This is a genomic window from Jannaschia marina (assembly GCF_013404595.1).
In the GTDB taxonomy this organism is placed as follows: Bacteria; Pseudomonadota; Alphaproteobacteria; order Rhodobacterales; family Rhodobacteraceae; genus Jannaschia; species Jannaschia marina.
Map to the genome: position 1 here is coordinate 1 of NZ_JABVAX010000001.1, position 12,589 is coordinate 12,589.

General features: G+C 66.0%; 15 protein-coding genes. 6 read left to right on the top strand and 9 right to left on the bottom strand.

All coding sequences use genetic code 11. The features are described 5' to 3' along the window. From HSX43_RS00005 to HSX43_RS00015, 3 genes are all read right to left on the bottom strand, one after another. On the bottom strand, positions 1 to 528 hold a 528-nt coding region (locus HSX43_RS00005), incomplete at its 3' end, for a transposase (protein ID WP_179378034.1). A 52-nt stretch (positions 529 to 580) separates the two neighbouring features. After that, positions 581 to 976 (bottom strand): PspA/IM30 family protein, encoded by a 396-nt coding sequence (locus HSX43_RS00010; protein ID WP_179378035.1) that lies wholly within the window; start codon positions 974 to 976, stop codon positions 581 to 583. 54 nt (positions 977 to 1,030) lie between these two features. Beyond that, complete coding sequence (locus tag HSX43_RS00015; RefSeq protein ID WP_179378036.1) at positions 1,031 to 1,630, bottom strand: TetR/AcrR family transcriptional regulator; 600 nt, start codon at positions 1,628 to 1,630, stop codon at positions 1,031 to 1,033. Positions 1,631 to 1,727: 97 nt separating this feature from the next. On the opposite strand from HSX43_RS00015, the gene HSX43_RS00020 reads away from it, so the two are divergent. Then, positions 1,728 to 2,327: a nicotinate-nucleotide adenylyltransferase gene (locus HSX43_RS00020; RefSeq protein ID WP_179378037.1), complete on the top strand. Its 600-nt coding sequence runs from the start codon at positions 1,728 to 1,730 to the stop codon at positions 2,325 to 2,327. A 15-nt stretch (positions 2,328 to 2,342) separates the two neighbouring features. On the opposite strand, the gene HSX43_RS00025 is transcribed toward HSX43_RS00020, so the two are convergent. Continuing rightward, positions 2,343 to 3,185, bottom strand: coding sequence for a DMT family transporter (locus tag HSX43_RS00025; RefSeq protein ID WP_235962429.1), 843 nt, complete (start codon positions 3,183 to 3,185; stop codon positions 2,343 to 2,345). A gap of 108 nt (positions 3,186 to 3,293) precedes the next feature. Here HSX43_RS00025 and dacB point away from each other — a divergent pair, with 108 nt between their 5' ends. From dacB to HSX43_RS00045, 4 genes are all read left to right on the top strand, one after another. Further along, the gene (dacB, locus tag HSX43_RS00030) at positions 3,294 to 4,742 is read left to right on the top strand and encodes a D-alanyl-D-alanine carboxypeptidase/D-alanyl-D-alanine endopeptidase (RefSeq protein WP_179378038.1); all 1,449 of its coding nucleotides are present in this window, start codon (positions 3,294 to 3,296) and stop codon (positions 4,740 to 4,742) included. After that, a complete protein-coding gene (locus HSX43_RS00035; protein ID WP_179378039.1) occupies positions 4,739 to 5,197 on the top strand; it encodes a tRNA (cytidine(34)-2'-O)-methyltransferase in 459 nt (152 codons plus the stop codon). Before dacB ends, HSX43_RS00035 begins: the two co-directional genes overlap by 4 nt. A gap of 30 nt (positions 5,198 to 5,227) precedes the next feature. Further along, entirely contained in the window at positions 5,228 to 5,527 is a 300-nt protein-coding gene (locus HSX43_RS00040; RefSeq protein WP_179378040.1) for a DUF5665 domain-containing protein, read from the top strand. Positions 5,528 to 5,605: 78 nt separating this feature from the next. Then, positions 5,606 to 5,878, top strand: a complete 273-nt coding sequence (locus HSX43_RS00045; protein WP_179378041.1) for a GlsB/YeaQ/YmgE family stress response membrane protein — start codon at positions 5,606 to 5,608, stop codon at positions 5,876 to 5,878. On the opposite strand, the gene HSX43_RS00050 is transcribed toward HSX43_RS00045, so the two are convergent. From HSX43_RS00050 to uvrB, 3 genes are all read right to left on the bottom strand, one after another. Beyond that, a complete protein-coding gene (locus HSX43_RS00050) occupies positions 5,875 to 6,399 on the bottom strand; it encodes a hypothetical protein (RefSeq protein WP_179378042.1) in 525 nt (174 codons plus the stop codon). The two genes, HSX43_RS00045 and HSX43_RS00050, sit on opposite strands and share 4 nt — an antisense overlap. 360 nt (positions 6,400 to 6,759) lie before the next feature. Next, positions 6,760 to 7,566: a hypothetical protein gene (locus tag HSX43_RS00055; RefSeq protein WP_179378043.1), complete on the bottom strand. Its 807-nt coding sequence runs from the start codon at positions 7,564 to 7,566 to the stop codon at positions 6,760 to 6,762. A 50-nt stretch (positions 7,567 to 7,616) separates the two neighbouring features. After that, positions 7,617 to 9,776 (bottom strand): excinuclease ABC subunit UvrB, encoded by a 2,160-nt coding sequence (uvrB, locus tag HSX43_RS00060; RefSeq protein ID WP_268884016.1) that lies wholly within the window; start codon positions 9,774 to 9,776, stop codon positions 7,617 to 7,619. A gap of 439 nt (positions 9,777 to 10,215) precedes the next feature. Here uvrB and HSX43_RS00065 point away from each other — a divergent pair, with 439 nt between their 5' ends. Beyond that, the gene (locus HSX43_RS00065; protein ID WP_179378045.1) at positions 10,216 to 10,527 is read left to right on the top strand and encodes an ETC complex I subunit; all 312 of its coding nucleotides are present in this window, start codon (positions 10,216 to 10,218) and stop codon (positions 10,525 to 10,527) included. On the opposite strand, the gene HSX43_RS00070 is transcribed toward HSX43_RS00065, so the two are convergent. Both HSX43_RS00070 and HSX43_RS00075 read right to left on the bottom strand, forming a co-directional pair. Beyond that, entirely contained in the window at positions 10,524 to 11,306 is a 783-nt protein-coding gene (locus HSX43_RS00070; protein ID WP_179378046.1) for a Pnap_2097 family protein, read from the bottom strand. The two genes, HSX43_RS00065 and HSX43_RS00070, sit on opposite strands and share 4 nt — an antisense overlap. Further along, a complete protein-coding gene (locus tag HSX43_RS00075) occupies positions 11,299 to 12,579 on the bottom strand; it encodes an MSMEG_0569 family flavin-dependent oxidoreductase (protein WP_179378047.1) in 1,281 nt (426 codons plus the stop codon). The genes HSX43_RS00070 and HSX43_RS00075 overlap by 8 nt, the downstream gene beginning before the upstream one ends. Between the last annotated feature and the right edge of the window lie 10 nt (positions 12,580 to 12,589).

Sequence of the window (12,589 nt, forward strand, 5' to 3'; positions counted from 1 at the left end):
GCGCTGAACCTGTTCCTTGCGCGACCAGAGGTCTTTGATCTCCTGCGGCGTGTCCTTGCGCATTTTGTTCGCGTCCGCCTCGATGGTGCTGCCATCGACGGCCGCATCGGTGCCGCCAACCATGCCGAAACCGATGCACTTCTCGACCACGCTTTCGAACAGGCAGCGCAGCACATCGCCATCGGCGAAGCGGCCATGCCGGTTCTTTGAGAAGGTCGAGCGGTCCGGCACGCGGCCCTCCAGACCCAACTTGCAAAACCACCTGTACGCCAAGTTGAGATGTACTTCCTCGACCAGCCGCCGTTCCGACCGAATGCCGTAGAGATACCCGACCAGCAGCATGCGCAGCATCAGCTCGGGGTCGACGGAAGGCCGTCCAGTATGGCTGTAGAGCGCGGCCAGCTCGTGACGGATCGCGTCGAAGTCCAACAGCCAGTCGATCCGGCGCAGCAGGTGATCCTGCGGAACATGATCCTCGATCCGGAACCGATAAAACAGGTTCTCCTGCGCTTCCAACCGTCCCATCATCGCCCGCCCCCCATGCCATATGGCACGATTGAATCAGCCGATCACACCCCAATCAAGGCCAGAGTTTTTCACCAGCATCGCTTGTCTCTGCCCGGCCCAGGGCCTCGCGGCGGACGCGGGCCTCGTTTTCCAGCTGCGCGACGGCTTCGGCGGCTTCGGCGGCCAGGTCGTCGCGCCCGCCGTGCAGGGCCTCGCGGGCCCGGCCGAGCAGGTCGCAGGCGCGGGCCTCCACCTGGTCGAGTTGCCGCCGTTCGGCCCGCTCGCGCTGGATCATCGCGGCCAGCGTGGCCTTGGCGGCCTTCATCTGGGCCTCGGCCTCCCGGATTTTCTGATCGATCAGCAGGATGGCATGGCGGTCCCGCAGGCCCTCCTCCTGCGCCGCGGCCTGGCCGCGAATGAGTGTGGTCAGGGTTCTGAGCATCTCTTCACCTCCGTGAACGTTGTTCATGAAGTGCATATGCCAAGAGTATGAACGACGTTCAACACATAAATTGAACGCCGTTCAGATGACGTTACGTCCAGTGGCGGAAGACAGGATGAAACGGATCATGTCCGACAGGCTGTCGTCGGGCACGCCGGAGATGCGATCCTCTATGCCTAGGAGGACGATCCCGTGAACGGCCGAGAAGAGCGCGCGGGTGCGCAGGCGGATCTCGGCGTCCGGCAGATCGGGGAACACCTCCCGCAGGGGCGTGTCGATGATCGCCAGAAGGTCATCGAGCGCGGCCAGATACCACTCGGGCAGGTCGCTCTCGGCGGTGATCGGCACGTCGAAGAGCGCCCGCCAGAGGAGCGGATGCTGTGCCGCGTAGTCGAGATAGGCTTCGGCCATCACCACCATGCGCGCCGTCGGATCGCCGGTTTCGGCGGCGGTGACGGCTTCGGTCACATGGCTTCCAAGCGCGGCGAAGGTCTGACCGTTCACGGCCATGACGAGGTCGTGCATGTCGCCGAAGACGTTGTAGATGGAGCCGACGGAGCACCCCGCCGCCTTCGCCAGGTCCCGGGCCTTGAGCGCACTCGTCCCCTCGGCCGCGATGCGGGCACGGGCAAGCTTGATCAATGTCTCGCGCAGCGTGGCGCGGCGGTCGGCGGTGGACATGGGGCGGCTCCTCCTGAACGGGGTTCAGGTCTAGCGCCACAGGCCGGGTGCGCGCAATCGCCTTGCGCGGAGAGTGGGGCGCGGTGTTCATGCGGGGATGAGACACGGGTTTCCCTTTGCGCGCCCCGGGCAGGTCATCGGCCTGCTCGGCGGGTCCTTCGACCCGGCCCATGCGGGCCACGTGCATATCACGCGCGAGGCACTGAAGCGGCTGGGGCTGGACCGGGTCTGGTGGCTCGTGAGCCCGGGAAACCCGCTGAAGACCCGCGGTCCGGCCCCGCTCGTGGAGCGGATGGCGCGGGCGAAGGAGGTCATGCAACATCCCCGCGTGACCGTGACCGACATCGAGGCCCACCTCGGCACCCGCTATACCGCCCGCACGATCGCATCGCTTCGGGCGCGCTATCCGGGCTTGCGTTTCGTCTGGCTGATGGGCGCGGACAACCTGGCGCAGTTTCACCTCTGGCAGGACTGGCGGGAGATCATGGCCACAATGCCCGTCGCCGTTCTGGCGCGGCCGGGCGACCGCATCGCCGCGCGCACGTCCGTTGCCGCGACGATCTACGCCGCCGCGCGCGTGCCGCCCGCCTCGGCTCAGGGTTTGGGCCGCCGGGCGACTCCGGCGTGGACGTTCCTCAACGTACCGATGCACGCTGCGTCGTCGACGGCGATCCGGGCGGATGGGGGTTGGGGTTAGCGACGTTTCAGGACGCTACCGCCGCAACAGCACCGTCCCGAAGCCCGCCCCGACCAGCAGGACCAGACCGGCGAGGGCGAGCGCGTCTGGAAAGGTGCCGAAGACCGTCCAGCCGAGGACCGTGGCAGAGATGAGCTGGAAGTAGACGAAGGGGGCCAGCACCGTCGCTCCCGTTCGGCGGTAGGCAAGGACGAGAAGCAGATTGCCGGAGGCCGAGGCCACCCCGGATACAAGGACGAGCCAGCCGATCTCGGAGGTGAACTCCGGCACCTCCACGAGACCCACCGGAGCCAAAAGGAGCGTGCCCAGTACCGTCTGCGACAGCATGAGTTGCCGCGGGGCCGCGATGTCGGAAAGCCAGCGGGAGGCCGTCAGGAACGCCCCGTAGAAAAGCCCGGCCAGCACCGCGAAGCCGAGGCCCGGGGTCATGCCGAACCCCGGCCGCACCACGAGCAGCACACCGCAGAACCCGAGGAGCAGCAGCGCCGTCTGACCGGGTGTCACCCGCTCGCCGAGCAACCAGATCGACAGCACGTAGCTGAAGATCGGACCGATGAAGAAGGCCCCGAAGACGGTGGCGATGTCCTCGGTGCGGAGCGCGGTCAGGATCGAGGCGATGCCCGCCGCGATGAGCGCCGCGCGCAGCCAGACGCGCCAGTCGCGATAGAGCGGCCAGGCCACGCGGCCACCCAGAATAAGCGCGATCATCGCCGCGCCGACGGCGAAGCGGCTGAAGGCGACGAAGAAGGGCGAGGCTCCGTGCGATCCGGTCAAGAGTTTGCCGGCCGTATCCCCGAGCGGGATCAGCGACATCGCCACGAACATCAGCGCGACGGATCCCAGCATTTCGCGTGTCATGGCGGCAGCGGTATCACCGGTTTCTGATGCCCGCCAGACGCGATCCGGGGTTCACATCGCACCGGTGCCATTGCATCAAGATGCGACTGCAAAGGGGCCGAGTTTTCGATGCGTAGACGTTTTTTCCTGACCGGGGCGATGACCACCGCGGCGTTGCCGGCCTGTGCCAACCCGCCCGAGACCTCGGCGCGGCCGAGCTTCAAACCGGCCGATGCCGAGATCCGCGCCGCGCCCGCCGCCAATCGGCTGGTGGAGGAGGCGGGCCTCGGCGGGCGCGTCGGTTTCGTCCTCGCCGACGCACGCACGGGCGAGGTGCTCGAGACCTACAACCCCGTTCGTCCGCTGCCGCCCGCCTCGGTGGCGAAGGCGGTCACAGGGCTCTACGCGCTTGAAACGCTCGGCGCGGGCTACCGCTTCCAGACGCGTCTCGTCGCCACGGGGCCGATCCGCAACGGCCGGCTTGAAGGCGACCTCGTCCTGGTGGGCGGCGGCGATCCGGCGCTCGATTCCGACGGGCTTCACGATCTGGCGGCGCAGGCCAAGGCGGCCGGTCTGCGGGAGGTCGGCGGGCAGCTTCTGGTCGACGGCTCGCTCTTCCCCGCGGTCGAGCGCATCGACCGGACGCAGCCCGAACACGTCGGCTACAATCCTGCGGTCGGCGGGCTGAACCTCAATTTCAACCGCGTGCATTTCAGCTGGAGTCGTGGCGGCAACGGCTACCAGACGGCGATGGACGCGCGCACGGAACGCTTCCGCCCCGCGGTGGCGACCGCACGGATGCGCATCGCCGACCGGTCGTTGCCGGTCTATACCTACGCCCGCGATGGCGACGTCGACACCTGGACGGTCGCGCGCGGTCAACTCGGTGGCTCCGGGTCGCGCTGGCTGCCGGTGCGCAATCCCGATCTCTACGCAGGCGACGTCCTGCGCACGATGCTGCGCTCGAACGGCATCACCGCGCCAGCCGCCCGCCGCGGGCGCGGGCAGGGTACGACGATCGCCGTCTCGCAGAGCGCGACGCTCGACCGGGTCGTCGCCTCGATGCTGAAATTTTCGACCAACCTCGTAGCAGAAGTGCTCGGCCTCGCCGCGACCAGCCGCCTGTCGGGCGTGCCGCGCTCGCTCGGCGCATCGGCCGACGTGATGTCGTCCTGGGTTAACCAGCGCACGGGGACACGGCGCCCCGATTTCGACGATCATTCGGGGCTGAACGGCACCTCCCGCATCTCCGCCTCCGACATGGTGCGACTGTTGACGGCGAACGGGGCCGAAGCACGGCTGCGTCCGCTCCTGAAGGAGCTGACGCTCGAAGGGCCGCCGCGCCAGGCGGTGCAGGCCAAGACCGGCACGCTCAACTTCGTGTCGGGCCTCGGCGGCTACTTCAACGCGCGCTCCGGGCGCAGCCTCGCCTTTGCGATCTTCGTCGCCGATACCGACCGGCGCAACGGCCTCTCGGTGGCGCAGCGGGAACGTCCCGAGGGCGGGCGGGCCTGGGGCCGTCGCGCGCGATCGCTGCAATTCGACCTGATCGAGCGGTGGGCGCTCGTCCACCAGTGAGGCCCGCCATCGTACTCGTCCGGCCCGAGATCGCCGGCAACACCGGCTCGGTCGGGCGCACCTGCGTGGCGCTCGATCTCGACCTCTGCCTCGTGAAGCCCTACGGCTTCGAGATCACCGACCGCAACGTGCGGCGCGCGGGGCTCGACTACTGGAAGCACGTGCGCCTGCACGAATATGACGGCTGGGACGACTTCCTCGCCCGCCGCGCGCCCGACCCCGCCGCGCTCTACCTTTTCGAGGAGTTCGGCGCGCGCTCGGTCTACGATGTGGAGTTCCGCCCCGACTTCCATCTCGTCTTCGGGCAGGAGACCGTGGGCCTTGGCCCGGCCGAACTCGACGGGCGCGCGGAACGGCTCGTCAAGTTGCCGATGCGTTCCCCGCACATCCGCTCGCTCAATCTGGCAAATACTGCCACCGCCGCGGCCTATCAGGCCCTGCGCGGCGTCTTGTAGGGTCTTGCCCGCTCGGCTTAGGGTGGGGTCATGGATGAGAACAGTGTTCGTGACGAGATCGCCCATCTGCGGCGTGAGGTGGCCCGGCTGAACAACCACCGCTTCATCAAGGTCCACAACTCGATCCCGCGTCTCGTAATGTTTCAGCTCTACCGCGGGATCGCCTTCGGTCTCGGCGGCGTTCTCGGTGCCACGGTGTTCCTCTCGATCACCGTCTGGTCGCTCAGCCAGATCGACTTCATCCCGATCATCGGCGACTGGGCCAAGGAGATCATCGAGATCATCCAGCCCGAGCTCGATGTCGACGTGCAGATCGAGGAGCGACCCTGACGCGGCGGCCGCGCGACAGGCGTTGCCCCGCGGCGAAATGCGCTAGGCTCTGACCCGAACGGAAACGGAGATCGGATCATGGAAGAGGTTGCACAGGGGATCGGTGTCGCGGCGCTTGTCGTCCGCGCGCTCGCGGGGGCGGGCATCGGGGCGCTGATCGGCAAGCTGAGCGGGAGACGCGCGTCTGTCTATGCGGCAATCGGTCTGGTCGCGGCGATCGCGACGCCGTTCCTTCTCATGGCGCTCGGCGTCACGGTGCTGGCGGCCGGCGGTCTCTTCCTCGTGGCTCTCGTCGGTGTCGTCGGCGCGGCGGTCGTGGTCGCCTTGGTGCGGGCGCTGTCGCGCGTCTAGGGGTGCTTCAGCAGCGGCGGGCGCTGCACCACGGCGTCGAGGTCGATGGTGAATTGCTTCGATGCGCCGAGATCGGCGGCGTTGCGGGCCCCTGAAATCCGCAGGAGCAGCGCCTCGAAGACGGCCCAGTTGTCGGTGCCGCCGGTCTTGCCCGTGACCTCGATGCAGCCGATCTGCCCCCAGGTGCTGGACTGCGGATCGTTCGCGCCGTCGTGGATCAGGAAGTTGCCGTAGAGCTGCCAGCTGCCGCCCATGTAGCCCACGCGCTTGAGGGTGTGGCTTTGCTTGTCCTTCAGGCCGACGACGGACGGCGCGTCGTTTGCGCTCGCGCGCTTCACGCCGAAGCGGATCACCTCGAAGGACTGCGAGATCGCATTGCCGCCCGCACCCGTGCCCGAAACCTCCATTTCGTACATCGGCACCTTGTAGGTGTTGCCGTCGTCCTCGGGGTAGGGGTGCACGAGGCCCCAGCTGACCTCCTTGGCCTTCACATGGGCCCGCACGGGACGGATCGTGGACATGGTCTGAAATCTCCTATCGCGGCAATGGCCGGAGCGGAGCAGGGCGGTTTGGGCGTGGCAAATGGTTTGGGCGGAGCGGCGGGCATCGGCGGAGAATGGCCGGTGGGGTGAGGGCTTTGCGCGCTGCGCCGGGAACCCTCCGATGCTGGCGGTGCCTTTCGCTGCGCTGAAGAGTTTTGAAGCGATTTATGCCCACACGATGGACGCGTGTCGGGTTGGTGGCAAGGTGGGCGAACCGCAGCAGGGCAACTGCTATGGCTGCTGGGTGATGGGGCATTTGCGCGGAACGGTGAGGGGGCACCGGGGACGGAGGGTAGGTGAACACTGTGGTGGGTATGGTGATACCCAGTCCCTTCTTTGTTATTGCAATGGGCAATCCTGTAAAAAGACAATCTCCGGACTGACGTCCATGAAATCGACCCGATAGGCTTGCTCTTTTGTCGGAGGCCTCTTTGGCTGCCAAGTCAGAGTGCCAATGTACTCGCCTAGTACTCTGCACCCGAGAACAGTCTTCTTCCGCCCTTCGGATATGAGCGCAGACGGATATTTTTTATTTGGGATGAAGCGTGAAATCTTGTCTTCACCGTGTGGATCGATCTCGTCTCTTTCGCCCAGCCATGGATGGCTAAATCTGACTCTGGTCTCTTTTGCTGCCGGTCTTAAGGAAAAATTGCCAAAAAGCATCCTATGAAGTATTTTCGTCGGCTGGGTTTCAGATATATCTAGGAGCAATAGATATACCGGGAGTGCAAGCGCGATTTTGGCGAGGAATGCGGCCCTTGCTTCATAGTCGAGCCTGAAATCAGTCGTAAGCCACGCCGACTGGTAGCACTCTGAGCGAGTTAGCCAGGCTCTGGATCTTTGATTTTGTACAGCGATCCCAAAAGAACCGTAGTTGTGGACGGTGAACTTATCGATCGCCTCGGTATTACCGTTCGCGATCTTCGGATAGTCTTCGGCCCGGATTGCGTTTCGAAATATTGAGAAAGGTTTTTTTCCACTTGCTCCGCGTGCGTTGTTCCGAATTCTTGCAAGCTGAATACTTGGATCCTTGGCTAAGCGTCCTTCAACTCGACTTCCGATAATCGAGTTTGCTTTCTTTGATGCGCGGATCAATGCGTAGTCCGGCCCGCCTAGACTCCTGGGGATTAAGTGGTCTGCCGTCATCTTTTGGTTCGGGAAGCACTTTCCCAGGTATGGACATTTGCTCCAGCTGTTCACCGCTTCTTCCGCCGCTTCACGTTCCCCCCGCGCTGACCCGGCCGACCCGCCGTGCTGCGCCCCTCGGCCTTCCGCGCGTCTTCCACCGCCTGCTCCACCGCCGACTGCCGGGCCAGCGGGTCGTCGGAGACGACGAGGTCCACCTGTTCGAGGCGTTTGACTTCATCCCGGAGCCGCGCGGCCTCCTCGAACTCGAGGTTCTCGGCGGCCTTGCGCATCTGTTCGCGCAGCCCCTCGAGGTAGGCCTGCAGGTTCGCCCCCTGCATCGGCGCATCGACCTTGGCCGTCACGCGGTTCATGTCGACGTCGCCCTCGTAGAGACCGGCCAGGATGTCCTCGACGTTCTTCTTGACGGTCGCGGGCGTGATGCCGTGTTCCTCGTTGTAGGCGATCTGGCGGGCGCGGCGGCGGTCCGTCTCGGCCATCGCGCGCTCCATGGAGCCGGTGATCTTGTCGGCATACATGATGACCCGGCCGTCGGCGTTGCGCGCGGCGCGACCGATGGTCTGCACCAGCGAGGTCTCGGAGCGCAGGAACCCCTCCTTGTCGGCATCGAGGATCGCCACCAGGCCACACTCGGGGATGTCGAGCCCCTCGCGCAGGAGGTTGATGCCGATGAGCACGTCGAAGGCCCCGAGCCGGAGGTCGCGCAGGATCTCGATGCGCTCGATCGTGTCGATGTCGGAGTGCATGTAGCGGACCTTGATGCCCTGCTCGTGCAGGTATTCGGTCAGGTCCTCGGCCATGCGCTTGGTCAGGGTCGTGCAGAGCGTGCGGTAGCCGTTCGCCGTGACCTTCCGGATCTCGTCGAGGAGGTCGTCGACCTGCGTGCCGACGGGGCGGATCTCGACCTCGGGGTCCAGAAGGCCGGTGGGGCGGATGACCTGCTCGGTGAAGACGCCGCCGGTCTGCTCCAACTCCCACGCGGCGGGAGTGGCGGAGACGAAGACCGACTGGGGGCGCATGGCGTCCCATTCCTCGAACTTCAGCGGGCGGTTGTCCATGCAGCTGGGCAGGCGGAAGCCGTGTTCGGCCAGCGTGAACTTGCGCCTGTAGTCGCCCCGGTACATGCCGCCGATCTGCGGCACGCTGACGTGGCTCTCGTCGGCAAAGACGATGGCGTTGTCGGGAATGTATTCGAAGAGCGTGGGGGGCGGCTCGCCGGGGGCGCGGCCGGTCAGGTAGCGGGAGTAGTTCTCGATCCCGTTGCAGACGCCCGTGGCCTCCAGCATCTCGAGGTCGAAGTTCGTGCGCTGCTCCAGCCGCTGCGCCTCCAGCAGTTTTCCCTCGTCCTGCAGCTGCTTCAGGCGCACGGCCAACTCGGATTTGATGTTGCGGATCGCGCTCTGCATCGTCGGACGCGGAGTGACGTAGTGGCTGTTTGCGTAGATGCGGATCTTGTCCATCTCACGCGACTTCGCGCCGGTCAGCGGGTCGAACTCCACGATGCTCTCCAGCTCCTCTCCGAAGAAGCTGAGCCGCCAGGCCGCGTCCTCGAGGTGCGCGGGCCAGATCTCCAGCGAGTCGCCCCGCACCCGAAAGGAGCCGCGCTGGAAGGCGGCATCGTTGCGGCGGTACTGCTGCGCGACGAGGTCGGCCATGACCTTGCGCTGGTCGTACTCCTGCCCGGCGAAGAGATCCTGCGTCATGGCCGAGTAGGTCTCGACCGAGCCGATGCCGTAGATGCAGGAGACGGAGGCGACGATGATCACGTCGTCGCGTTCCAGCAGGGCGCGGGTGGCCGAGTGGCGCATCCGGTCGATCTGCTCGTTGATCTGGCTTTCCTTCTCGATGAAGGTGTCCGACCGGGGCACGTAGGCCTCGGGCTGATAGTAGTCGTAGTAGCTGACGAAGTATTCGACGGCGTTGTCGGGGAAGAAGCCCTTCATCTCGCCGTAAAGCTGCGCGGCGAGCGTCTTGTTCGGCGCGAGGATGATCGCGGGGCGCTGCGTCTCCTCGATGACCTTGGCCATGGTGAAGGTCTTGCCGGTGCCCGTCGCACCCAGCAGCACCTGATCCTGCTCGCCATCGACGAGGCCCTGCGACAACTCGGCGATGGCCGTCGGCTGGTCGCCTGCGGGATCGAAGGTCGTATCCATCCTGAGCCGGATGCCGCCCTCGAGCTTGGGCCGCGCGGCCGGAGCGCGGTTCTGCATATCGGCGTCGCGCTCGGGCAGGGTCAGCACGTCACCCTTCGGCTCGTTGGTGGTATTGTGCGCCATGCGGGCCTCGTCGGATCCGGGATCGCCCGATTATCTATGGCCCGCGCGCGCACCCACAACCCCATCCGGGGCACCTCCTGTCATCCGTACAACTTTAACAAGCATTTATATTGCTCAACTAACGTTTTAGGCGTAGGGTGAGACTCCATGCAGCAGCGTGGCTGCTTTCGGATCCTGATACCCACCCACCCCTCGCTCCCTCGGGATCCGACGGCAGCCACATCCGGGCGACGTCTCCCCCGCTGCCATCTTTCCGGTCCAGCTCCACTTCTAACACGGCCCGCCCTTTCGGGTTGCCGTCCGCGACGTTCGGCGCGCTTGAACGGGGGGCTGGCATGGCGCTATGAGGAGGGCGACGATCACCGGAGGCTTCATGCGCGCGCGTATCTACAAACCGGCCAAGACGGCCATGTCCTCGGGGACGGCCAAGACCCGCGACTGGGTGCTCGATTTCGTGCCCGAGACGCCGCGCCAGATCGACCCGCTGACGGGCTGGACGGGCTCCCGCGATACGCAGGCGCAGGTTCAGCTTCAGTTCGAGAGCCGGAAGGAAGCGGAGGACTATGCGCGCGACAAGGGGATCGAGTACGTCGTGCTTCGCCCACAGGCTCGCAAGGCCAACCTGCGCGCGGGCGGCTACGGCGAGAACTTCGCGACCAACCGGCGCGGTGCCTGGACGCACTAGGCGGCCCGGAGGCGGTCTTCGACGGATATGGCGATGATCCGGCCGTCCGTGCGGGCGATCAGCACCTCTGCCCCGGACCGTCGAACATGCACTGCTTCGCCCGGGTCCACATTGCCCATGTAGATCATCTCGCGTCGACGGATCGGTCGCCGCGTCGCCGCCGTACTCTCCGCGATCCGGCTGAAGCTCGGAAAATACAGCAGGCCGACGGCGTTGAAATCGAGCGTGTAACTCGGCTCGATCCGTTTTGCCCGGTCCAATGGCATGCGTCGGGTCCGGAACCTCCGGGAGATGTCGCGCGCCCGCCGTTCGAGGGCGATCAATTCCGGTCCGGCTTCGGGCAGGCGGCAGGGACGGGCGGGCCGGGCGCGGACGATCCGTCGGTTCGAGCCTGTCTCGTCGTGCGTCACGAAGGTCGAGAGCATAAGGAGCGTGCCGATCTTCCGCCCGTGACGGCGCAGGATGTGCTGCGATCCGATCTGCGATAGACCTGCCGCGGCGATCCCGGAGTGGATGCGGAGGTCTTCGCCCAGAAGCGGGCCGGTGCGGGCCTGCTCGAGCCGCGTCGCGCGGAAGGCGGCATAGAGCGGACGGCCATCGGCGGCGCGGAAATTGAGGCTGTCCTGCCCGAGCGCGTCGGCGACGAGGTGCCAGTGAATGTCGCCGCACGTGCCCAGGAGCCAGTGCTCGGATACCCCGTTCGGCGCGAGTTGCTGCATCCCCAGCACCTGCCGCGTGACGGAGCTGCGCGACAGGGCCGGGATCTCGGCGTCAAGCATGGCAGGCCTGCGGCACGGCCGCCGCCAGCTGCTCCGCGATCCGGTCGGCCAGATAGCGGCTGTCTTCCTCGATGCCGAGGAAGCGGCCCGATCCCCAGGTGTTGAGCCAGCCCAGGCCGATGAAATGAAGCCCCGGTTGCGCCGTCACGCCCCGGTCGAAGACCGGCTTGCCGCGGGCGTCGAAGACATCGGCGTCGATCCAGGAATAATCGGGCCGGAATCCGATGGCCCAGAGGACAGAGGTGATGCCGGCAGCGGCAAGGTCGACCTCGGTGCGCTCCTCTGCCGGTTCCCAGACCTTCGCGAAGGGCGGCTCTTCGGGCGCGTCGATTCCCTGTTGCGCGATGAAGGCGTCGATCTGCCTGCGGATCCCGAGGTAGGAGCGGTCGGCATCGTCGAGGTTCTGCCGGAGATCGGGCAGGAAGCGGGCCGTTGTTCCGTCCATGTCGGCCAGCGAGCCATAGAGTTCGACACTGTCCTCGACGCAGGCACGGCGCAGGTCGATCTCCTTTCCGCCGTCCCGGCCGGACATGTAATGGTTCGTCTGTGTCAGAGCCTTCACCGGGTCGGGGTGCTCCGCGATCGTGATCTCGTAGTGCCCGGCGTCGTGGAGCCAGTCGGTCGCGTCCCGCCCGCGGTACCTGCGCGGGCTGCGCGGCGCGGGGCCGACGGCGAGATGCACGTCGCGGCCGGCCCGGGTGAAATCCTCCATGAGCTGCACGCCCGATTGCCCCGTCCCGACGATGAGGACGCCACCCTCTGGAAACTGTCCGACGTTGCGATAGTCGACCGAGTGCATCTGGAAGATATCGGGCGAGAGCTTCGCGGCGTAGGACGGCTCGATCGGCGTGTCGTAGCCGCCGGTCGCGATCACGACCTGATCGCAGGTCCAGGTGCCGATCGAGGTCTCGACCGTGAAGCCGTCGCCATCGGGTGTCACTCGGGTGACATCCACATGCTCTAGCAGATCGGGGCGCGTCTTCTCGGCGAAGGCATCGACATAGGCGGTGATCTCGTCCTTCAGCATGAAGCCGTCGGGGTCGGTGCCGCCGTAGTCGCGCCCGTAGTGGAAGTCCGGCAAACGGCACTGCCAGTTCGGGGTGACGAGGCAGAAGCTGTCCCATCGGTTGTTGCGCCAGGAGTGGAACTTCTCGTGCCGTTCGAAGACGATGCTGTCGATCCCCTTCTGCCTGAGGCAGTAGGCCGTCGAAAGCCCGGCCTGTCCGCCGCCGACGATCGCGACCGGCACATGGGGTGTCTGGGTGTCCTTCATGGTGTGCCTC